The organism is Bacillus sp. JJ1474, from assembly GCF_036965225.1.
In the GTDB taxonomy this organism is placed as follows: Bacteria; Bacillota; Bacilli; order Bacillales; family Cytobacillaceae; genus Cytobacillus.
On the sequence record NZ_JBALPC010000040.1, the window covers coordinates 1 to 23,664 of the forward strand.

Sequence of the window (23,664 nt, forward strand, 5' to 3'; positions counted from 1 at the left end):
GCGTTTTCGATAGAGCAACACGAAAACAAGCGCCATAGAGCTTTTATAGTGAGGGTTTAATATTTGGTCCCACAAATAACGGTCTTTAGTCAAAAAGAAATAAATCCTAGTTAATTGATGAATCATATAAGAATTTCAATTGGATTTCAGGTGAAATATTGATAAAATTCAATTAATCGAACTTTTATTAAAATAATTTATATTTACAAAGAAGGTGTCTGTTTTGGAAAAGAGATTTGAAACATTAGTTTTGCACAGTGTAGAAAAATCAAAGAAACCGATAAAAAGCAAGGTAACACCTATTTATCAAACTTCTGCGTTTACTTTTGAAGATTTAGATGACATGGAGGGGTATTACCAAGGGGAAGGGAATTACTTATATTCTCGTGTTGGCAATCCAAATACCGATGAACTTGGTCAGGCGGTTGCAGCACTCGAAGGCGCCCCTGCAGGTGTTGCCACATCATCAGGGCTTTCAGCTATATTGGCAGCGGTTCTTACCGTGCTAAAAAGCGGTGATCATATCATTGCTGCGGAAGATGTTTATGGGGGCAGCTTCCACTTATTAAAAGAAGAATTAAGTCAACTGGGGATTGAAACAACATTTGTGTCCTTCTCCAATCTGCAGCATGTGGAACAGGCTATTCAGCCAAACACAAAGCTATTGTATACAGAATCGATCACCAATCCCCTTTTAAGAGTGGAGGACATTGAAGCTGTTGTTCATTTTGCGAAAATGCATCAATTAGCTGTGCTTGTTGACAACACATTTGCAACTCCCTTACATTGCAGCCCATTTAAGCTCGGCGCAGATTTAGTCGTTCATAGTGCAACGAAATATATTGGCGGTCATAGTGACGTTACTGCCGGGGTCGTTGTCGGAAGAGCAGATTTAGTAGAAAAGGCGAAAGCGAAAGTCGTAAATCTCGGCGCAAATGTAAGTCCATTTGAAGCTTGGCTTACATGCCGTGGGCTTAAAACACTGGCCCTTCGTATGCGAACCCAAACCACTAATGCAAGAAAACTAGCTGAGGCTCTTCAGGGGAATATAAATATATCCAAGGTGTATTATCCTTTTAATGAAGCAGAGACAGGATATGGCGCAATGGTTACGATCGAGCTTTCAAAAAGTATAGATGTTAATCAATTCTTTAAATCCCTTTCATGGGTAAAATTAGTTCCGACCCTTGCCGGAGTTGAGACAACGGTTTCGCATCCTTTACTGACCTCTCACCGTGCCCTTCCACCTGAAGCAAGCGAAGCGTTAGGTATTACGAGAGAGGTCGTAAGGATCTCTGTTGGCATCGAACATCCGGAAGATATTATTGCAGCCTTTGAGCAAGCGATTAAAAATTCAATAAAATAGTTTCTGAGCAGAAACCATTCATGGCTAGAACGCTGGCCGTGAATGGTTTTTTTATATGTTTCCGAAATTAATTCTCGCTCGCTAATTTTGTTTTGCTACGTCTCAAGTCCTATAATAATTTAAGGTTGAGGTCTATAGATGAAAGTGAAATTTTCCTGTATCTTTATAGAAGAGAAGGAATTTTTTATAGCTGAAACCTGTATTTACTTCATACGTATATATATTAAGAATTTTATCTTTATTCAGCATTAGTCTTTCACTTCTAAAGTGATAAGATTAATGCAAACAGGTATTCAATTCAGCAGGGGGTAAAGCCCTAGCTGAATAAAGATAAGCCTCCGGCGGATGCCTCAGATTTTTTAGAGGAAATTATCGAGCTCGCTCGATAAAAATCTGGGCGCAAATTCGCCCAGGCGAATTTGATTTTAGGAGTCGATTAAATATGAATCAATTTTTAGCATTTCTATTACGAATGTTAATTGCTCTTCCAACATCGTCCAGTGTATGGCTGCTAAGCTATTTTGCCTTTAACCAAACATTCTGGCTCTCAGGTGCCATTGGTTTTGGGGCCGGAGTTCTTGCTTATTTAATGACAGGCATGATACAAAAGCAAAGGTTCTTAAAACGCCATCAACTGACAAGGAAGGAATACCAATTTATTAAGAAAAACATCGATGATTCCAAACGAAAAATTTCCCGCTTGCATAAGGCGCTTTTCTCGATTCGTCATATTCCTTCTTTGAAGCAAAGAATGGAACTAATGCGAACAACGAGAAAAATATACAGGCTAACGAAAAAGGAGCCAAAACGTTTTTACAAAGCGGAACAATTTTACTTTTCCCATTTAGATTCAGCCGTTGAGCTTTCGGAGAAATATGTGTTTTTATCCGCTCAGCCCAAGAAAACATATGAGCTCGACCAGTCACTTTATGAAACACGCCGTACCCTTGAACAGTTGACGGCCATGGTAGAAGAGGATTTATATAAAGTCATCTCAGATGATATTGACCAGCTGAACTTCGAAATTGATGTCGCCAAGCATACAATTAAAACCATAAAGGATTCACGAATTATCGATGAAAGCAGGAGATTAAAATGAGTGAGCACAATCCAACTCTTTTAAAAAACACAAGCAGTACAAACTTAATGGATGATCTGCTATCTAATCCATTTGGGGAAAATCTTGAGCTGACTAGCAAAAATGAACCGATAAAAGAAAAACCTGTTAAGCTGATTGACGTGATTCCAGAAGAAAATAGACAAATGGCATACGAGCTTGCTAAGCAAATTGATCCGACAAATCATCAGGCGATGATCTCTTACGGGACGCCTGCACAGTCAAAGCTATTGTCCTTCTCCAACTCGATGCTCGAACAAGTCCAAAAAAAGGACATCGGGGAAGTAGGGGAAATCATTAGTGAATTAATGATGAAGTTTAATGAAGTGAATCCAGATGATTTGAAGGGGGAGAAATCATCCTTTCTTTCACGTATGTTTGGCAGAATCTCAAGCTCGATACAAGAGACTTTGTCCAGATACCAGAAAACTGGCGCACAAATTGACAGAATTAGCGTAAAGCTTGAACGCAGCAAAAATATCCTGCTTTCAGATGTGGTCATGCTTGAAAGGCTTTATGAGAATAACAAAGAATATTTCCATGCCTTAAATGTTTATATTGCAGCGGGTGAAATTAAGCTCGAGGAATTGCATGATGTAACGATTCCAGCATTAAGGAAAAAAGCCGAAGAGTCGAACGACCAAATGAAGTTCCAAGAAGTCAATGATATGATTCAGTTCGCAGACAGGCTAGATAAACGACTCTATGATTTGAAATTAAGCCGAGAAATTACGATTCAGAGCGCTCCGCAAATCCGTCTAATTCAAAATACGAATCAGGCGCTTGTTGAAAAGATCCAATCGTCTATTATGACTGCTATCCCGTTGTGGAAAAATCAAGTAGCCATTGCCCTAACGCTGATTAGGCAACGCCATGCGGTAGAGGCACAAAAGCAAGTGTCTAAGACAACGAATGAGCTCTTGTTGAAAAACGCTGAAATGTTAAAAACGAACACCATTGAGACTGCAAGAGAAAATGAACGTGGCATTGTTGATATTGAAACATTAAAGAAAACTCAAGAAAATTTAATTTCTACACTGGAAGAGACTTTAAGAATTCAGGAGGAAGGACGCCAGAAGCGCCGCCTAGCTGAGCAAGAGCTGGCAACAATGGAAAGCGACTTAAGACAAAAACTGCTTGAAATCAAAGGATAAATATAGCCTTTAAAAAGGAAGAAGATCTACTAATCAAACGCTTGATTAATAGATCTTCTTTTATTAATTAGTTGTTTGTTCTACACTTTTTTCATTCGTTACTGGTAATTTGATTAGGACCTCTGTTCCTTCATTTATTTTACTATTGAATACGATTGAACCATTATGAGATTGCACAATCTTGTAGCTGACAGTCAGACCTAATCCTGTTCCTTTTTCTTTGGAAGAATAAAACGGCTCGCCGATTTTTTCCAGCCGTTTTTCAGAAATACCACAGCCCTGATCCTTCACAAAAATGGGGACTTCGCCATTCTCTTCCGGTTTTAAATAGACGTCCACTTTTCCTTTGCTTGGGGATGCCTCAATGGCATTCTTGATGATATTGATAAAAAGCTGCTTTAATTGATTTGGTTCGCAGTCTATCGTATATTCTTGAATATCTGAAATAAAATCAATTTGGACATTATATAAATTGGCATCAGATTGAAGCAATGAAATGACCTCAAATAGAATGAGATGGATATCGGCACGGGTAAACTGGACCTGCTGGGGCTTAGCCAACAGGAGCAGCTCCCCGGCTATATAATTAATTCGGTTTAATTCGTCTAGCATAATTTTATGATATAAATGATCTTTTTCGTTCTCCTTCTGAAGCAGTTGAACAAATCCGATGAGCGAGGTAAGCGGATTGCGAATTTCATGTGCCACACTTGCAGCTAGTTCACCAACAACGGACAGCTTTTCTGTTCGTCTTAGTCTTTCCTCCGTTTGCCTAATATGGGTGACATCCTTTCCGTAACCGAAAATCCCATCGATTGTCCCATTTACGATGATCGGAAGATTCGTGCATTGCAATGTGATGATTTCGCCGTTCTTATGGGGCAGCTTAAGCTCATACTTTTGAACACATTCTCCTTTTAGGATATTAGAAATCGCCTTTTGGATTGCCTTTTGTCCTTCTAATGGCAGCGAGTCTTTAATATTTTTGCCAATTATTCTTTGATCATCATAGCCAGTAACAGCTTTAAATTGCGGATTTACATTTGTTATGATTCCGTTCAGATTGATCATATAAACAATATCAGGATTATATTCAAATAGGGATTTATACTTTTGCCTGCTTCTTTTTAGCAGGTTTTCAACGATCTTTCTTTCTGTTATATCTCTTCCAATAATGACTAGACCCTTGCGGCTGCCGTCTTCATGAAAGAGAGGGACTTTAATCGTGTCAAACGTTTTTTGCAGACCATTCGGAAGAGGGATGACTTCCTCAATACGTGTGATCCCTTTATTCTTCCAAGCCTCTTCATCCGATACCTCACAGTAGATTAACGCGTCCCGGTAAAACTCTGTATATTCTGCTAGTTCCGAGTCCTTTTTTCCTTTGTAATCTACATCCTCAAGCTGAAATAATTTTAAGCCAAATTCATTGGCCTCGATCCAGCGCCCTTCCCCGTCCTTGAAGTTCACGAAGTCAACCATTGAGTTGATAAGGGTTGATAATCGCCTTTCTTCTCCTTTAAGTTTGTTTGATCGTTCCATCTTTTCCATAAAATAATAAAATAGCCAGCCGGTTGTAAGTATATAAAGCAGTTCCTTCATTCTTTCGATCGTATTGATAAGTGAAGAAGGCTGAAATTGACTAAGAAGATAGTTGGTGCCAAAAATCCAAATAATACTTATCATTATGTATAGGATAAAGAGTTTCTTTTTGTTCATTTGATTCGTGTAACTCCTGTTCCATACCCGAATGGAGAAAATAATCATTCCATTTCCCTATGTTCGTAATGGTATAGTTATAACTAGAAAAATAAATTTCCAGTCCATAAACATTTTATCCTAGTTTGATAGACAGTAAAAGACAAAAAAAATTACTGGAGTGACATTATATTGTATTTAACCATTGAAGAAACAGCAGAATATTTATCTGTCTCAGTAACATATGTGGAGAACTTAATTTTACAAGGAAAAGTTCGAGTCTTACATGATAGTGAAGGGGCGGTATTGGTCTATAGGGATCAGTTTAAGACACATTTTGAACAGCTGGAGAAATATAAAAATTTAGTCAAGGAATTGGAAAATGAACCAATTCCAGAGGATCGAGATATTAAAGACGAGGACTAGAGTTTTCTTCCCTTCATGAAGTCCATAATAGTAGAGAAGAATAGGGCTGAATTGTATAAGTCACATTATTTTACAAAGAGCCTTTATTTAGTTAATCTAATATTATGAAATTATATTTAGGAGGAAACAAGTTATGTACGATATTACAATAATTGGAGCAGGGCCAGCAGGAGGAAGTGCGGCATTATTCGCTGCTAAAGCAGGAAAAAAGGTATTAGTCATTGATAATGATAAAAGTGTAACGAAGCGTGCATGGTTAGAGAACCATTATGGCGTGCTTGAGATTTCAGGTCCAGATTTAGTCGAGGTTGGGAAGAAGCAGGCTGCTAAATTCGGTGCTGAAATTGTTGAAGCATCCGTTGAAAATATTGAAAAGTCAGAGGCTGGATTCGCGGTTCAAACAGATAATCAGACATATGAATCTAAGCATGTGATTCTCGCAACAGGCTTTTTAACAGATCTTGCCGAAAAAGCAGGATTAAAAACAAAAGATGGTACAGAACCGAGAGTTAAAACGATTTTTGATGTGGATGTAGCCGGAAAAACGAATATTGATGGAATATGGGCAGCAGGCACTGCTGCAGGGGTAAGCGTGCACACGATCATCACAGCAGGAGACGGCGCAAAAGTTGCCATTAATGTGATTAGTGAGTTAAATGGTGAACGTTATGTTGACCACGATGTTTTAAAATAATTTGGATGAGCCAGCCTTTAATGGGCTGGCTTTTTTCGTGCTTATTTTTCGACAAAGCTGCAAGTCATGCTTTATTACCCGTGTCTTTTATCCTTAGTTAAACAAAAATGGAAAAAAATAGATTATTTGTCCTACCTCGGAGTAGTTACAAATTCCCTTCCTTAATATTTAGAATAGTTTAATATTTTTATTAATCTATGTCTTAGGAGGGATTCTATGAAAAAACCATTATTATCTATGGCGCTAGCAACCACATTAGCCTTTGGTGCGGTCGGCACTTCGGCTGTATTTGCGAAGCCGAATGAAGTTGGACAAGCTCAGCCAGTTAATGTATTTGATCACAAAGTCATCGATAAGATTAATGCAGAAAATATTTATAAAAATATTGAACATTTATCTAAAACACCACGTGTGGCTGGTACAGAAGCTGAGGAACAAGCAGTCAAGTATATTAAAGAACAATTCGAGTCATATGGATATGATGTTGAATTACAGCCGTTTACTTTTTATGGCTATACACCTCCAAGTTCGATTGAATTGAACGTAAATGGCTATGATGGAGTGCTTAAACCAAGTTCTTTTACATACACAGTAAGCGGCAATGTTTCGGGTGATCTTGTTTATGCAAACTTAGGAAAGAAAGAGGAGCTTGCCAATACAGATCTGACTGGAAAAATTGCTCTCATCAAACGCGGTGATATTAGTTTCGCTGAAAAAGTGTTAAATGCGGCTGAAAAAGGTGCTGCAGGAGTTATTATTTTTAATAATACGGGCGGTGCAGTAAACGGAACGCTTGGCGAAGCCAATGATAAATATGTTCCGGCTGTCTCTTTAACGCAAGCGGAGGGCGAGGCACTTCTTGCTAAGCTAAATGCAGGAACCGAATTAAGGACAAGCTTGAAAATTGAGGGTGCTAAAGCGGGAGAAAGTCTTTCCCATAACGTAATCGCTACGAAAAAACCGACAAATAAACAAAAAGATACCGGTAAAGTAATTGTCGTTGGGGCTCACCACGATTCAGTTGCAGGTGCACCAGGAGCAAATGATGATGCCTCCGGAACGGCAACGACACTTGAGCTTGCACGTGTATTTAAAAACGTGCCGACTGATACAGAAATTAAATTTATTACATTTGGCGCGGAAGAGCTTGGATTAATTGGCTCAACCTACTATGTTAACAATCTATCAGATGACGAACAAGAGCGCACGATTGCTAACTTTAACCTTGATATGGTTGGAAGCAGGGATGCGGGAGATTTAGTCTTGCTTACTCTTGATGGGAAGCCTAACCTAGTGACTGAGCTTGCCCAGGCTTCAAGCACAAGACTTAACGGAGAACCAACTCCATATGGCCAAGGCGGACGCAGTGATCATGTTCCATTTGCCGAAGCAGGAATCCCAGCAGCATTATTTATCCACAGTCCGTCTGAGCCTTGGTACCATACACCTGAAGATTCCATTGATAAAATCAGCAAAGAAAAGCTTCAGGATGTAGCAGAGATTGTGGGAGCAGCAGTTTATGACCTAGCTCGCTTCGACAACATGGGACCAAAGCCGAAAAAAGGCCCTAAAGTAAAAGCTGATAAAGATCAGCGCCATGAGCAGAATATAAAATAGTATTGAATAATGAAGTCAGTTCTCTATTGTGAGAGCTGGCTTTTTTCTTCATGGATTCAAATAAAATGAATTTGTAAAGATTTCCATGCTAAAATAGGTTTAATTATGTGAAAGTGAAGGAAGAAGGAAATCATTTTGAAAAATATACAAACCTATCTTTTGCTAATAGCGATTATGATGGCTTGGGGATTTAATGTGCCAGTTGTCAAGATACTTGTAGGTTATTTTCCGCCCGTTACCATTACCTCTTTGCGAATTTTTACGGCAGGGATCTCAGTCTTTCTCATTATGGCTTTGATGCGGAAAATTCGAAGGCCGAGTAAGGAAGCATGGAAGTTTATTATTTTTGGCAGCTTGTTCAACGTAGTCGGCCATCATTTCTTCTTATCAGTAGGTCTTACGAATACAACAGCTACAAATGGGGCGCTCATTTTAGGAACGGGCCCATTATTAACGGCCATTCTTTCGTCAGTTATCCTGCGTAATCGGGCAACGTGGATTCAAATTCTAGGATTCCTATTTGGAAGTGCAGGGGTTTCCTTTATCGTTTTATCCGGTGAAGGAGGGTTATCAGGTCTTTCGATAGGTGACTTACATATATTCTTTTCGATTCTTTCACAAGCCCTAAGCTTTATTCTTATTAGCAAGGCAGCGAAATCAATGGATCCACGGTTATTAACCGGATATATGCTGGTCTTGGGAAGTGTTCTTTTATTTTTTATTAGTTTGTGGCAGGAGCCAAAAGGGTTTGAAGGGTTATTCGGAGCCCCTATCCTTCTATGGGTTGCCTTCTTTTCATCGGCATTGCTTTCAACAGCCTTGGGGCATATGTTTTATAATGCAGCAATTAAAAAAATCGGACCCGCAGAAGCATCCATTTTCATTAATTTAAGTACGTTTTTCTCATTAGTTGGTTCGGCTGTTCTTCTGGGAGAAATCATCACCTCCATTCACTTATTAGGTTTGCTATTCATTGTTTCCGGTGTTGTTCTTGGATCAGGTGCATTGGAGGAATTGCTCCGGAAACGGAAGAAAAGGGGGATGGGGCAGACACAAAACGCCAAAAAGGGATTCCTCTAAGGAGGTAATCCCTTTTGCTGTTTCAATAACCTTTGTGAAAATCTACTAAATTTATTGGAAGCCTCTCGTCCTTTAGATAGCTCTTCAAATTCGGGATAAAAATATCCTTAATGACGCGGTTATCATAATGTTCAGTTGATCCGGCTGTATGTGGCGTGATGATTACATTTTCAAGCTCCCATAAAGGACTATCTTCACTAAGAGGCTCTTTCTCAAATACATCCAAGCCTGCGCCAGCGATTTTTCCTTCAGTTAGAGCCTTGATAAGCTCTGATTCTACAACAATATCGCCTCGGCCAATATTAATGAAGAAGGATGAAGGCTTCATGAGGTCAAATTGTTCTTTTCCAAATAATTGCTTTGTTTCCTCTGTTAGCGGAAGCGTTACAACTACATAGTCACATATGGGTAATACTTCATTTATCTGATCGAGCGAATACATCGTATCAACATGTTCTTCAGGTAAGCCAGAACGGCGGAATCCTAAAACATTCATGCCAAATGCCTTGGCAATTTTGGCTGTTTCCTTGCCAATGGCCCCTACCCCAAAGAGACCCATTGTTTTGCCATGCAGTTCAAGCTTTAACCCAGAATGATGCCATGTTTTTGTTTGCTGATTTTTCACATATGTATGTATTTTTCTAGTAAGCCCGAGCATCAGTGCAAAGATAGTCTCGGAAATTGGGAAGGAATGAACCCCATTGGCCGATGTTAACTGGATATAACGATTATTGAATTCTTTCAATGGCATGCTATTTATACCTGCAGACCAAGATTGAACCCAACGCAGCTTAGAATCATGGGATAGCACATGTTCAGTTAATTCTTTCTTCCAGCCTGCTATAATTTCCGCTTCTTGTAAATGATCTTGCCAAACTGTATTATCTTTTCCAACAATAAGCTCCCAGTCTGGAATAACTTCTTTTATGGCTTCAACTGAATCCTCACTTAAATTTTGGGTAACGATTAGCTTTCGTTTCTCCACAAAGACTCCCCCTAATTCATGATATGTATATCATAGCAAAAAAAGGAAGATCCAATAAGGATAAATAGTTCCGTGGAGAAAGGCTGAGCATTCATTTTTTCAAATATGCTAGTTGAAGAAATAAATGCGGACATAAAATCCGTTATTTTCATTAAATGACCTTAATTTATAGGCTAAGCGGATACTGTGTACGTTATTTATGAAAAACAGAAGGAAATGACTGCTTTTTTACAAAATAGAGGAAGCTATGTCCGCAAGCATAAGGAAATCCCCTATTTTCCTACAAATAAGGGACCTTGTGTCCGCCAAGCTTCAGATAGGCAAAATTAATGTACCCCATCGACAAAGCGGCCATAATCTGGGATGGCGATCTTATCAAATTCATTTACTAGCTTTGTTAAACTTTCTGTTAATATATCCCCTGATATTGGTATGCCATGGCCAGTTACAGCATAGGCAGGTTGTAGGGCGAATAGTTTTTCAACCGACTTGCGTGATGACTCCCAGTCAGGAGTTAAGTATCTTGGAGGCCCGCTTATTTCAAATTCCTGTGTTAAAACCTTGTATAGAGATTCTTGCTTAACCGTAACAAAGACATCACCCGCAATAAGGGCACGGTCACTTTCTCTAAATAACGAAATATGACCAGGTGTATGCCCTGGTGTATGAACCCATTTCCAGCCCTGCATTTCAGGAACGTTACCATCCTCAGGAAGAGGGTGAACATGTCCCGAAATATTGATTGCCTCATTTGGGAAAAAAGGAGAGATCTTTGAAATCATTCCGCCTTCAACAGATGAATCAGGTTCTACATAATTTTTCTCCCCGGTTAAGTAAGGGAGCTCTAGTGTATGGGCATAGACAGGAACTTGCCAGTGATTAATTAAATCAATAATGGCTCCAACATGATCGAAATGCCCATGTGTTAAAATAATGGCTTTTGGTTTTGCGCCCTCACCGTAGAGCTCTTCAGCTGCATCGATCATTTTTCTGGCAGATTGGGGCATACCTGCATCAATCAATACCCAATCTCCAGGGGTGTCAGATAGAGTGACAAAACAAACATTGACGATCTGAACGGTATAGCATTGTACGCCTTGAGCGACAGTTTGCAGCATGCCACTTGCAACAGATGTCATCGGCATAAAGCGTTCAGTTGAAGGACTTCCTTCCAAATTCATACGGTTTTCTTCCATTGGGACCCCCTCCTATTCCTTTATTCAAAGTGTCCCCTCGCTTGAAGTGGGGTATACGGATGGTAAGAGAATCCCTGTCAAAAAAACAAAGAGCCCTTTTTGTAAAAGGCTCTTTGTAGATTCATAAAGATGGCGCAGATTATGATAAAAATTCTTGGGGATTTAACCCTAATTCCATACAGATTTCTGAAACGATCTGCTTTTCACTAGGATCGAAATGACCGTCTGCATAGCCAAGTGCGATACAATAACGAGCAACAAGGCGAGCAATTTCAGGCTTCGATCTGACACGTCCTAAAGCTCTAAATGCTTCGGCACGCCCGATAATAGAATCACGTTCGATTTTTTGGACGAAGTAATTAAATTGCTGCATCACTTTGTTTGTATCAAAAACGCGCAATTCTTCGCTTTGATTGACAAATTCCATCATTTTTTGTCGCTCGGATGGGTCCAGTCTTCCATCTGCTAATGATACGAGTGCACATGCGGCAACAACAGCATCCATAACATCCTGGCTTTTATAGCGGGCAAATAATTCTTGAGCTTTTCTTTTTTGCTGATTGGCCCATTGTGTATAATCAGTTTGATTAGGAGACCAGACGTTTCCACAGCTGTTGCATGTGAATTTAAGCTGATTTTTTCCAATAAAACCACCCAATAACCCGATAGGACCAAGGATTAACCCGCCAATTGCTGCCTTTCCCAGACCAAAGCCTTTCTCACCAGTTCTTACATTCGAAGATCCACATCGGGTACAATTAATATTGTCTCCGCCATAAGATTGCCCTGAGGAATATCCTTGACCATATGTAGGCTGATTATAGCTCGCCTGCTGTCCATAGGCTTGCTGATTGTAAGGCTGATTCTGATGCCCAGATTGATTATAGCTTGGTTGATTATAAGAAGGACTGTGTGTATTTGTTTGACCGAAAGTCGGCTGATTATAGGATGTATGTTGTTGGCCTGAAAATGATTGAGCTTGCTGAGAGCTTCCGTATGTTTGATTGATGGGCGGAGCTTGATAAGCAGGTTGTGCAGGAGCAGGCTCATCATCTACATGAACGCCAAAATTTCTGCAAAGTGCGGCTAACCCGCCTTGAAAGCCACTTGCAATGGCATTGAATTTCCACTCTCCGTTATGGCGATATAGTTCAGCTGTCACAATGGCCGTTTCTACTGTAAAATCACGTCCTAGGTCGAAACGAATTAATTCCTCATTTGTCATAGCGTTAAAAATTCTCACATAGGCATTAGAAACTTGTCCGAAGTTTTGCTGTTTTACATGTGCATCATGGATTGTGATGGTGAATGCAATTCGGTGAATAGAAGGAGGAACTTTATTTAATTCGATTGTAATTTGTTCATCATCACTGGCACCAGCTCCGGTGCGATTATCGCCGCTGTAAATAACCGAACCATTTCCGCCTCTAGGATTATTATAGAATACAAAATCCATGTCGCTTTGGACCTTGCCAGAAGGGCCAACTAAAAATGCTGAGGCATCCAAATCATATTGTGAATGACTGTGGCTAACATCCCAGCCCAAACCAGCCACTACAACCTCAAGACCTGGATGAGCCTTTGTTAAATCAACTTTCTGTCCTTTTCGTAACGTAACACCCACTTTAAAAACCACTCCAATCCCTATAGATTCATATAATTAAGTAACTTTTCTCTGAATTTTAATTTCAATTATTATTATAATGCAGAATGGAATCAAAAGGAAAATGATAACATCCTGGCTTTTATTTTAAATGGTATACAGTGAGTTTTATGCAAAAAATGAACGCAGTCAACCATAAAGGAGATGCTTTCATTTTTTTAGATTCCTATAGAAAAAAGGGCACCAAAGAGCGCGATGTTTCCAAAATTTTTAGGCTTCCATGGAAAACTGGAAACAAAGAGCATAATGCCTCCAAATTTTTCAGATTCCTAAGAAAAATGGCCAGGCTCTAATCCGAGGCTGACCATTTTGAGATTATTATATGGAAAAGTGAGAGTTAGATAGTCTTGAAATGCAAACCAACTTTTACCAAAGTGAAGGCTTTACAACCATTAGCCAGAGCATGACCATTAATAGGATTAAATAAAGCCAGGTTGATTTTAAAAGCTTTTGGACAAGCTGCTGTGTATCTTGTCCAGGCTCATGAAATCTTCGGAAAATAGGAGTAAAAGCCCTGGCTAGAAAAAATACGGAACCAAACATTACAGCTAACGTTGCAATAATCCATGATGTTTTCCACGTCCAATGCCCAATAGCTATGAGTAATGCACCACTCCCGACAAGGAGATGTCCGGCGTGCTTCACAAGCCGGACAGAATAGCGGAATATATCCAAGTAGGCTAGCTGGACTTCATGTTCGGCTGCCCGCAATTTTTTCGCAATCGGAATTAAAACGAAAAATGGACCAATGGATAGAACAGCACTGCCTACATGGATGTATAGGATGAAGCGGTATAGTGTATCCATGAAAAATGCGATTATTCCGAGACTGGACGGAACTCATGCACCCATACTCTCATTTGTGGCAGCCATGGCATGCCAGGGTGATAGGATAGAATGGATTGCTTATAATCTTCAACGGTTTCATATCCTTCTTGCTTGGCATGCTCATCCGTTAATTCACCTAAAGATTGTGAATATACTTTTTCAACGACAAATTTATGACCTTGAAGATCCATAATCTCACCAACGTCTGCATAGCGGCCATTGCGGCGCGTAGCCGTTTTCTTTCCTGCTAACACCAATTCAATGTCTGCTGGTAAAGTGATTAGTCGCTCAATTGTACAGGTTTTTGGCGGCAGTGTTTGATTTTCATTTTCGTTTGTCATTATGGGTTCCTCCCTTTGATGTGTTAAAAGTGCAAAAATGTGCTACTCATTATAGCTTAAATGAACTTTTTAGCGAAACGATACGGTTAAATACGTGTTTCTCAGCCGTTGAATTCTTTGGATCCACGTTAAAATAGCCATGACGGAAAAATTGGAATTTGTCCTGTGCTTTAACATCCTTCATATTAGGTTCAATAAAGCCTTGAACGATTTCAAGCGAATTTGGATTTACATAATCCAAAAACGTCTTTTCTTCTGCAGAATCGTCCATTGCTCCTGCTTCCAATTCTGAATCAAGAATTAATGGCTCATATAAACGAAATTCAGCTGGAATGGCATGTTTAGCATCAACCCAGTGAAGAGTTCCTTTCACTTTACGTCCTGTAAAGCCTGTCCCGCTTTTTGTTTCAGGATCATATGTGCAGTGAATTTCAACCACTTGGCCGTTTTCATCTTTAATCACATCATTACACTTAATGAAATAAGCATGCTTTAGACGGACCTCATTACCTGGGTAAAGTCGGAAATATTTGCTTGGCGGGTCTTCCATGAAGTCATCCTGCTCAATATAAATTTCTCGGGAGAATGGAATTTGTCGTATACCCATTTCCTCATTTTCTGGATTAATTTCCGCATCAAGCATTTCGACTTGATCTTCCGGATAATTGGTTATGACTACTTTAAGCGGGTTCAATACGCCCATTGTTCGCGGTGCAGTCAGCTTTAAATCTTCTCTGACAAAATGCTCAAGCATAGCCTCATCAACTGCGCCATAACCTTTGGAAATGCCTGTTGCCTTAACAAATTCGCGGATTGCTCCTGGTGTAAAGCCTTTTCTTCTTAATCCAGAAATCGTTGGCATCCGAGGGTCATCCCAGCCATCAACAAAGCCTTCGTCCACAAGCTGCTTAAGCTTTCTCTTACTCATAACTGTATTCGTAATGTTAAGACGCCCAAATTCAATCTGCTGCGGCTTGCTTTTCGTTTCACATTCTTCAATAACCCAATTATAAAGAGGACGTTGATCCTCAAATTCAGTCGTACAAATGGAATGAGTGACGTCTTCAATCGCATCCTCTAATGGATGGGCGAAGGAGTACATAGGGTAAATACACCATTTGTCCCCAGTATTATGGTGTGAAGCATGAGAAATTCGATAAATGACAGGATCACGCATATTCAAATTCGGCGAAGCCATATCAATTTTTGCACGCAGCACCTTGCTGCCATTTTCAAATTCGCCATTACGCATCTGTTCGAATAAATCTAGATTTTCTTCTACCGGACGATTGCGATAAGGACTTTCCTTTCCTGGCTCTGTCAGGGTGCCGCGGTATTCACGGATTTCTTCCTGAGATAAATCATCCACATAGGCCTTCCCTTTTTTGATAAGTAGAACTGCACGATCATACATTTCCTCAAAATAGTCGGAGGCAAAGCGGAGATCATCCCACTCATAGCCAAGCCATGCTACATCGTTCTTAATAGAATCAACATATTCCTGATCTTCTTTTAATGGGTTGGTATCATCAAATCGCAAGTGTGTCTTTCCGTTAAACTCATCGGCAAGACCAAAGTTAATGACAATGGACTTCGCATGACCGATATGAAGATACCCGTTCGGTTCGGGAGGAAAACGAGTAATGATTTCTTTATGTTTTCCTGATTCCAAATCCTCGATAATAATATTTTTAATAAAGTTTGACGAATTTTGTTCCAAACCGGTATCAGCCTTTCTATATGTAGGTAGTTAATTCTTATTTTACTGTTATTACCCAAGTAAATCAATCGAAGGGAATAACCTTAGCATCTATGATTAATTAGACCTGCTGAAATTGTAATCATAATGAATTTTGCTTAGAATGAAAAGAAAAGCGCAATGAAATGGTTTGTCAAATAAGCAATTGGGGTAAAGAACTAGGATAGACGCATTAGGACTTTTGCCCATTATTTAATTTGTTACATAAGAATACAATATTGTAATCAAAATTGAAAATTTGCCATAAAAATATTTTGTTAGAATAAAAGATAGGAAAAAAGTAGATGAAGCTTCTTGGGCTTTAGCCGTTTCGGCTTGTTTTGATATTAGTGAAAATATCAAGTGTGTGAAAATATTCTGCGGGGGTAGCATGATGATCATAGATGAACAATTAATAGGAAAAAGTTATTACAAGTCATTAGTGGAAGGGAAAGAGAATGTCCATCCCATCAAGGCATTAGGTGAGCTGTATATGGAGGAGCAAAGGAAAGCAATATCGGAACTTTCCTTTATTCGCTTTGCTCAAGGGGAGATTTACTTCCAAAATTGTGATTATGAAGCAGCCATTTTTAAATGGGAGAATATTAATAATGAACTTGAGCCATGGGCAAAGAAGAATATGGCAGATGCTTATTTTAAACTAGAGATTCTTGCTACAGCTGAGGATTTGTACCGGTCCATTCAAACAGACTCAGAATATCTGAAAATGGAAGTGCTATTACAGTTGTTTTCCACTTATGTAGCACGCGGAAAGCTTGATTTTGCAGTTGAGGTGATCAAGGAGGCTGTTTCCTTTAACCCAGACTATCGGGATGTAACGAGCATTGCTAAAGCGTTTTTTGAAAAGCATCAGGATTGGAAAAATGCCATTGAACTTGCTGTGAATGAATCCATCCGGACAGGAGATCTTTCTTGGTTCGACATTCTGCAATCTTATGTCGAGGATGGAAAGATAAAGAAGACAGAACCAAATTATTTCAATGAAGCATTGGTCACTTTATTTAAGGCGGATTTGGCAAAGTTTGAAAGACTGGCTGTTTCCTTATGGAATCAATATCGAAATGGAGACTTATATTTTACTTGGGTTAAAGAATTAAATCACATCCTTCTCCATATGGAAGGCGGAAGCTCCCATTCATGGAAAGAGCTTTCGGCCGTTTATCATGATACATATTTCGAATTAATTAATGGGAAGTATTTAATAAGAGAAATTTCACATTTAATTCCGAATCATTTAAGCAACTGGGTGAAAATGGCTGATTCTGCTTATTCATCCATTGCAGCTGCTTCTGCCCTAGCATGGAGTGAAATCTTCCCTTCGAGTATCGAGCATTCAGCGATTAATTTAGCCGAGAAAAAGGTTAGCCAAGAAATGCGCGACCGAAATGGCTTAACGGATGGATTCGAGTTATTCAAGTCCGTTGTCTCTTGGGCAAGGAAGAATGGTATCGAGATTGGACACCGATTTGAATGGATGGTGAAGGAGCTTCTTGATCTTCAGGCTCCTAATCTATTAATTGCCGGAGCCGCTGGCAATGAGAAATCGGGATTTATCAATCATTTACTTGGTGAAACAATAATCGATGACTCTATTTCAACAACTGTGATGTTCAAGGATGATGAGACGGTTGGCATACAGGAGATTGGCGATGAAGGAGAAAGAGAAATTTCTCATTTATCCGATGTTAGCGACAACGCACAGACTGTGATCCTGTATAAAAAGCCTACACCTTTTCTTCGCGAAAAGCAGCTTGCCTTTATTGATACACCTGGCATAACGGGTCTGAACCGATTCAGAAATGAAGTATTCCAATATTTGCAGCTCGCGGATAGTCTGCTATTCGTACTTAATGCCAATCATGCTTTCACAGAGGAAGAGCTTGATATGGTTGTGAAAATTCGTGAGCAGGCACCTGACCTTCCTATTCATTTCTTGTTAAATGGGGTAGATTCTAATGAGATGGAGCAGGAAGTGATAGACAGTGCCACTTCGAAAGTGAATACTTATTTTTCAAAAGCAAGAGTATTTGCCTATTCTGGCCGTGATGAACAGCTTGAGCCTTTAACTCAATTCTTGAAATCTATCACGAATAACGACAATCTTGAAGAAAAAAGAACGTCTAAGGTTCAGCATTATATTCGCAAAACGATTAAGTTCCTACTGGAAAGACGCGTGGAAATGGAGAATGGTTTCATTGAATCCATTAAATGGAATGATGAGATGGTAACCAAATTAACAGGAGCGACCAATCAATTACGTGATTTGGAGGAAGAAAAAGCCCGAGTCATGAAAAGGTCCTTTACAAAGATAAAAGACGATCTAAAGCTTCAGCTAATGGAGGATATTCCTGAACTGCTTAAAGGGAGTTCAGAATTAATACATGAGGACAGCGATTTTGGGAAGGTCCATGTTCAGCTGAATGCTGAAATGAATAATCGTATTCGTCATCATTTAGATGAAATGATTATGCCAAGCTTCCATAAGGGGATTCATCAGTGGATTAACGAGGCAAGTGATGAATTCACCGAGGCTCAAGAATTCCTGAATGAAATGGGTGCGGGCTTTAATGATCTGTATGAGGAAGAAAAACTAAGTCTCGCATGTGATTTTAAAGTGTTAGATGATTGGCGCAGAGATGCAGATCGGATGACGAGAGGTAAAGTGCATCTAGAAAATATAAATATATTAAACCGCTTTACACCATCACAGTTTATTTTAAAGAGCGCGGGCAGATTGCTCGGAGCTATTCAGCAAAATAAATCAATGCTCCATAATAAATATAAACAATTTATTGAAAATGAGGATTACAGCGAAGTGGCTGCATCGGTTGCAGAACAATTCTTCCAGCCATTTGAACTTTTTGAAAAATCGATAGATAGAGATGTCAGCATGTTTTTTAGTCCGCCGTTAACTGAACTGCAGGAAGCAGTGAAGGAATCAGGAAGTCAGATTGAATTCAATAAAGAGTCTTTGAAGGAAATTAGGGAAAATCCTGAACTATACCGTGATCCGATCACCTTATTCCACCTTAAGCTCATTCAGCTTGAATGGATGACGGATGTCCGAGGAGCGACTTATCAAAACCAGTAAAAGCCCATAATAGGCCGCTCGGCTAGCATTTTAGCCGAACGGCCATACATAACGTTTTAGCAGTCATTCTGCCACTCATAAATAATTAAACCTCTTAAACTTATTTCATCTTGAAGGAGGCGTATTTAGTGAGTTTTAAAAGGAAGCAATATCTTAGCTTAGGCTTGACTATATTTTTTATGCTTCTATTGATGTTTGTCATCCTTTTTATGGCAAATTTAATAAAAGCTAATATGCTAGAGATTGTGAAGGATCGTTACTATAAAGTAAACCAAACTACTGAAATCAGAAGGCTATTCGATCAAACTGATCGCCAGCTTTTGCGGATATTAATTGTTAAAGAAGAACTAAACCCTGAACTGATTGAAAAATCTCTAAAAGATAATGAAGATGGCATTAGATCAGAAATCATTAACTTAGAATCCTCCATTAATACAACTAGAGGCAGAGAGGTTCTAAACGAAATTGAACAATCTTACAATGCCTACAATCAGATGGAGAAGGAATTTATTGAAAAATTCAAAAGCGGTAAATTTGATGAAATGCAAACCATTTATGATAGTGAACGAATCAATCGCGATCGGCTTTTACTCGATTTAGGTGAATTTATTGAATACCAGGAAACATTAATGGATGAATCACTCCAAAGTGCTACAAAAACACATTCCCAGCTCGTCATTGTATTAATATCAGCTGTTACTCTAGCCCTACTGATGATTGTCCTTGTTACACTTTCACTCATTCGAAGCACAAGTAAAACGATGGCAATCATATTAAAGGGGCTCAATCTTATTGATTATAAAAACCTGTCCAAGCTCCCAAGGGTAGAAATTCATACAAATGATGAATTCGGAGATATAGCAAAGTCCTTTAATTCAATGGCAGCGTCTTTAGAAACCTATAATGAAAAAGAAAGAAAATATATTTCAGAAATAACGGAGCAAAATTGGATACAAAGCCATTCTGCCGACATCATTCATCTGTATAGCCACCATGTCAATATTCATTCCCTTGGTGAAGAGCTCATTCGCCAATTGTCCCATGCAATCAATGCCAATCTTGGTGTTTTCTATGTGAAGGAAACGAATAATGGAAGGCCGGTTTATCGAAAAAAATCCTCCTATGCAGAAGACGGTCAACATGTCGGTAGAGAGTTTTTTTATCCAGGCGGGGGGCTAGTAGGGCAATGTGCCGTTGAAAAGAAGCACTATATTCTAAAAGATGTTCCAAGTACGTATCATCTAATTCATACTGGACTTGGAAGTGTGGCACCAAGAAGCATTATGATGGCGCCAGTTTTGGTGAAGGATGAAGTCGTCGCGGTTGTGGAACTGGCAAGTCTAAACGAGTTTACATCTACTCATTTAAAACTATTGGAGGAAGTGCTGGACACGCTAGGCATCGCCATTACAAATATATTAGGCAGAATGGAAATTGCCCGTTTACTGGAGGACTCGCAGACAAAGACAGAGGAACTGCAAATGCAATCTGAGGAATTGCAGTCACAATCAGAGGAGCTGCAAACTCAAGCGGAAGAGCTCCGAATGATTAATGAGCAATTAGAAGAACGCACAAATGATGCAGAGCTGAAGTCGGAGGAACTGAGGTCTGCAAAGGAAGCACTTGAAGAAAAGGCTAGAGAGCTAATGCTGAGTTCGAAATACAAGACTGAATTTCTTGCCAACATGTCTCATGAGCTTCGTACACCATTGAATAGTATTCTGCTGCTCTCAGAAATGCTGATTGATGATCCGAATCATGGCCTTAATGAAGAACAAGTCGAATTTACTAAGGTTATTCATTCAGCCGGTCAGGATTTGCTAGACTTAATAAATGATATTCTTGACCTTTCTAAAGTGGAGGTTGGGAAGCTTGAGATACACTTTGAAGAAGTGAATATGAGTGTTTTTACTGATCATTTGGAACGGAACTTTGTTCAATTCGCTAAGAAGAAGAATCTTGAATTCACTGTTACTGAGATTGAAGGTGTACCAGAAGTAATATTTACAGACGAACAGCGCCTTCAGCAAATGATTAAAAACTTACTTTCAAATGCCTTTAAATTTACTGATTCCGGTTCTGTTTCTGTTACTTTTGAAAAAGCGCACAGCCATGAGATCAGCAGCTTCCCTCAAGCGAATTCCTCAGATACATGGTTAAAGGTGATTGTTTCAGATACAGGAATTGGAATTCCTATAGAGAAGCAGGAGGAGATATTCGAAGCCTTCCAGCAGGTGGATGGAGCAACAATGAGAAGGTATGGTGGAACAGGGCTCGGATTATCTATAACAAAAGAGTTTGCTCAGCTTCTTGGCGGGGTATGTAAAGTAAAGAGTGAAGAAGGGAAGGGCAGCAGTTTCACTTTATTTATTCCAAGCCTACCTGATGGTTTACCGAAAAAAGCAGAGGAAACAGTGATTACTGAAGCTGCTTCTGCCAAAGATTTTGAATCTATTATTGAAGCATCCATTAAAAATCTGCCTAATGATGAACAGGAAGTTAGCCCATCTTCTACGGTTTTACAAGGAAAATCGGTTCTCGTTGTTGACGATGATCATCGGAATATTTATGTGATAAAAAATGCACTTGAAAAAGAAGGCATGCATGTTCTAACAGCCGAAAATGGCATGGAGTGTTTAGACACGATGGTAAAAGAAGAAAAAGTGGATATTTTGTTAATGGATATTATGATGCCTGTTATGGACGGCTATGAAACGATGAGGAGAATCCGTGAGCTTGAAGAATATCAGGATTTGCCCATTATTGCTCTAACAGCAAAAGCCATGAATTATGACCGCAGAAAATGCATAGAATCTGGCGCATCAGATTATATCAGCAAGCCGCTAAAACTAGATCAGCTATTGTCAGTTATGCGAGTGTGGTTATCTTAGAAAGAAAATTATTGGGATGATGAAGAATGTTTAAAGTTAGTATAGAGGATGTAGAGCTTGAACTATTGTTATTAGCTATTTTTCGTCTATCAGGCTATGATTTTCGCCAATATATGAGATCTTCAATCATGAGACGGGTGCAATACCGATTAACCCAGGAACGTTTACCGAGTATTACCAGTCTGACGGAGAAAATTATTCATGATGAAGTATATTTAGAAAAAATATTAAGCGATTTTTCGATTAATGTGACGGAGATGTTTCGGGACCCTACCTTTTTCAAAACATTTAGGAATGAGGTTACTCCATTTCTAAAAGATCTTCCTGAAATTAGAATTTGGCATGCTGGCTGTTCTACTGGGAAAGAGGTATATTCCATGGCCATTTTGATGGAGGAGGAAGGGCTTGGGCACAAAACAAAAATCTATGCAACCGATATGAATGAAAAAGTCTTAGCCAAAGCAGAGCGAGGAATAATTCCTCTGCAGAAAATGCAGTTATATACAAGGAATTACTTGCTTTCAGGAGGCAAAAAGTCGTTTTCCGAATATTATACAGCTGATTGGGAGGCTGCTTATTTAAATCCTGCATTACTAAAACATGTCGTCTTTGCTCAGCATAATTTAGTAACGGACCGATCATTTAATGAGTTTCATGTCATCATTTGCCGGAACGTCCTTATCTATTTCAATACTGACCTTCAGGGACATGTGCTTCAATTATTTAATGAAAGCCTAAGTCAGGGAGGATTCCTTGGGCTCGGCAGCAAGGAATCTATTCGTAAAGACAATTACAGCTTCGAAGACTTCAACCCAATAGAAAAGTTATTCCGAAAGAAATCATCACTTTCCAAATATTAGAACAGCTTCTTTTGATAGAAGCTGTATTTTTTTTTTTACTATTTTCAAGGACTTTTTCATTGTAATGTTACTTATTTTTTGGTAAGTTATTTTTATGTAACATTAGATGATCGGCAGAACAAAAAAACTTCCAGTTTCATGAAAGCAACTGGAAGTGTTCTAAATCTTATTATTGTAAATCGCTATCTGCATCAATTGGGTCAGTCATTCTAACATTTTTAAGGTCCTTGACAATGTCTTCTGTTACAACGACTTGCAGTGTTTCTTTGCCCTTCATGAATTTGAAAACACCATTATTGAAGTCTGTACCTTGTTCCTTAAAGAATATCCCTTCAAATTCGGCTTCTTTTGTATGAATAAAGCTTAGGCGATAAAAATTCTCTTCTTTAACTAGGTATGCACGGACCCCTTTTTCGAAAAGTCCTTCTTGATCTCTAAGAGCACGGGAAACAGAAATGATGTGCAGGTCAACAAATGGAATTTCCTTCAGCAAGGAGTTAATAATGGAGCCCTTAGCTATTTGTTCCCAGCGACTCTGGGCAGTCTGGCCTAGGATAATTTGAGTAATATGCTTTTCACGGGCAACCTCTGCAATTACTTTAGAGACAGGCCGCTTTTCATTATCTTTTAAAATAAATTCCTCAATGCGATGATGTTCAGCTATTTGCTGCCATCTAGTAATATAATCTGATTTTTCTGCATCCAGGTCATCAAAGGGCAAAGGATCAATGGTTAAAATATACAGAGGGCAATTAAGCATGCTCGCAATTTTACAGCCGCGTTGAATAAGGCGTTCACCATTTGGTCCATAGTATACACAGACGAGGATGCTTTCGTCCATACGTCCCTTTACTTTTTTCATTTTCATTTCACCTCGAGTTAGATGCGTTTAATAGAA

The 23,664-nt window shown here is 39.2% G+C and carries 18 protein-coding genes; 10 read left to right on the plus strand and 8 right to left on the minus strand.

What is annotated here, in order from left to right; translation table 11 throughout:
- Window positions 1-223 precede the first annotated feature (223 nt).
- The 3 genes from V7164_RS06315 (at window position 224) to V7164_RS06325 (ending at window position 3,637) form a co-directional block, all read left to right on the plus strand.
- Window positions 224-1,366, plus strand: coding sequence for a trans-sulfuration enzyme family protein (locus V7164_RS06315; RefSeq protein ID WP_335353673.1), 1,143 nt, complete (start codon window positions 224-226; stop codon window positions 1,364-1,366).
- A 442-nt stretch (window positions 1,367-1,808) separates the two neighbouring features.
- Window positions 1,809-2,465 carry a 5-bromo-4-chloroindolyl phosphate hydrolysis family protein gene (locus tag V7164_RS06320; protein WP_335346409.1) on the plus strand — a complete coding sequence of 219 codons (657 nt, stop codon included), beginning with the start codon at window positions 1,809-1,811 and terminating at the stop codon, window positions 2,463-2,465.
- Window positions 2,462-3,637 carry a toxic anion resistance protein gene (locus V7164_RS06325; protein WP_335346410.1) on the plus strand — a complete coding sequence of 392 codons (1,176 nt, stop codon included), beginning with the start codon at window positions 2,462-2,464 and terminating at the stop codon, window positions 3,635-3,637. The genes V7164_RS06320 and V7164_RS06325 overlap by 4 nt, the downstream gene beginning before the upstream one ends.
- Window positions 3,638-3,700: 63 nt before the next feature.
- Here the strand turns inward: V7164_RS06325 and V7164_RS06330 are convergent, their stop codons facing one another.
- A complete protein-coding gene (locus V7164_RS06330; RefSeq protein WP_335346411.1) occupies window positions 3,701-5,356 on the minus strand; it encodes a PAS domain S-box protein in 1,656 nt (551 codons plus the stop codon).
- 171 nt (window positions 5,357-5,527) lie between these two features.
- Between V7164_RS06330 and V7164_RS06335 the strand changes: the two genes are divergently transcribed.
- The 4 genes from V7164_RS06335 (at window position 5,528) to V7164_RS06350 (ending at window position 9,152) form a co-directional block, all read left to right on the plus strand.
- Window positions 5,528-5,761, plus strand: a complete 234-nt coding sequence (locus V7164_RS06335) for an excisionase family DNA-binding protein (protein ID WP_335346412.1) — start codon at window positions 5,528-5,530, stop codon at window positions 5,759-5,761.
- A gap of 133 nt (window positions 5,762-5,894) precedes the next feature.
- A complete protein-coding gene (locus tag V7164_RS06340; protein WP_335346413.1) occupies window positions 5,895-6,455 on the plus strand; it encodes an FAD-dependent oxidoreductase in 561 nt (186 codons plus the stop codon).
- 216 nt (window positions 6,456-6,671) lie between these two features.
- Window positions 6,672-8,072 carry a M28 family peptidase gene (locus tag V7164_RS06345; RefSeq protein ID WP_335346414.1) on the plus strand — a complete coding sequence of 467 codons (1,401 nt, stop codon included), beginning with the start codon at window positions 6,672-6,674 and terminating at the stop codon, window positions 8,070-8,072.
- A 135-nt stretch (window positions 8,073-8,207) separates the two neighbouring features.
- Window positions 8,208-9,152 carry a DMT family transporter gene (locus V7164_RS06350; protein WP_335353674.1) on the plus strand — a complete coding sequence of 315 codons (945 nt, stop codon included), beginning with the start codon at window positions 8,208-8,210 and terminating at the stop codon, window positions 9,150-9,152.
- 22 nt (window positions 9,153-9,174) lie between these two features.
- Here V7164_RS06350 and V7164_RS06355 read toward each other — a convergent pair whose 3' ends face one another.
- From V7164_RS06355 to V7164_RS06380, 6 genes are all read right to left on the minus strand, one after another.
- A complete protein-coding gene (locus V7164_RS06355; protein ID WP_335353675.1) occupies window positions 9,175-10,137 on the minus strand; it encodes a D-2-hydroxyacid dehydrogenase in 963 nt (320 codons plus the stop codon).
- Window positions 10,138-10,463: 326 nt separating this feature from the next.
- Window positions 10,464-11,333 carry an MBL fold metallo-hydrolase gene (locus tag V7164_RS06360; protein WP_335353676.1) on the minus strand — a complete coding sequence of 290 codons (870 nt, stop codon included), beginning with the start codon at window positions 11,331-11,333 and terminating at the stop codon, window positions 10,464-10,466.
- Between the two features lie 139 nt (window positions 11,334-11,472).
- Entirely contained in the window at window positions 11,473-12,957 is a 1,485-nt protein-coding gene (locus V7164_RS06365) for a TerD family protein (protein ID WP_335353677.1), read from the minus strand.
- A gap of 405 nt (window positions 12,958-13,362) precedes the next feature.
- On the minus strand, window positions 13,363-13,803 hold the full coding sequence (locus V7164_RS06370) for a hypothetical protein (RefSeq protein WP_335353678.1): 441 nt from the start codon (window positions 13,801-13,803) through the stop codon (window positions 13,363-13,365).
- Window positions 13,804-13,814: 11 nt separating this feature from the next.
- The gene (locus V7164_RS06375; RefSeq protein ID WP_335346418.1) at window positions 13,815-14,165 is read right to left on the minus strand and encodes an ASCH domain-containing protein; all 351 of its coding nucleotides are present in this window, start codon (window positions 14,163-14,165) and stop codon (window positions 13,815-13,817) included.
- A gap of 49 nt (window positions 14,166-14,214) precedes the next feature.
- The gene (locus V7164_RS06380; protein ID WP_335346419.1) at window positions 14,215-15,885 is read right to left on the minus strand and encodes a glutamine--tRNA ligase/YqeY domain fusion protein; all 1,671 of its coding nucleotides are present in this window, start codon (window positions 15,883-15,885) and stop codon (window positions 14,215-14,217) included.
- Between the two features lie 409 nt (window positions 15,886-16,294).
- On the opposite strand from V7164_RS06380, the gene V7164_RS06385 reads away from it, so the two are divergent.
- From V7164_RS06385 to V7164_RS06395, 3 genes are all read left to right on the plus strand, one after another.
- Window positions 16,295-19,015 (plus strand): dynamin family protein, encoded by a 2,721-nt coding sequence (locus V7164_RS06385; protein WP_335346420.1) that lies wholly within the window; start codon window positions 16,295-16,297, stop codon window positions 19,013-19,015.
- A gap of 128 nt (window positions 19,016-19,143) precedes the next feature.
- The gene (locus V7164_RS06390; RefSeq protein WP_335353679.1) at window positions 19,144-21,906 is read left to right on the plus strand and encodes a response regulator; all 2,763 of its coding nucleotides are present in this window, start codon (window positions 19,144-19,146) and stop codon (window positions 21,904-21,906) included.
- Window positions 21,907-21,932: 26 nt separating this feature from the next.
- Window positions 21,933-22,766 carry a CheR family methyltransferase gene (locus V7164_RS06395; protein WP_335353680.1) on the plus strand — a complete coding sequence of 278 codons (834 nt, stop codon included), beginning with the start codon at window positions 21,933-21,935 and terminating at the stop codon, window positions 22,764-22,766.
- A 169-nt stretch (window positions 22,767-22,935) separates the two neighbouring features.
- On the opposite strand, the gene V7164_RS06400 is transcribed toward V7164_RS06395, so the two are convergent.
- Complete coding sequence (locus V7164_RS06400; protein ID WP_335346423.1) at window positions 22,936-23,628, minus strand: universal stress protein; 693 nt, start codon at window positions 23,626-23,628, stop codon at window positions 22,936-22,938.
- Window positions 23,629-23,664: the final 36 nt, after the last annotated feature.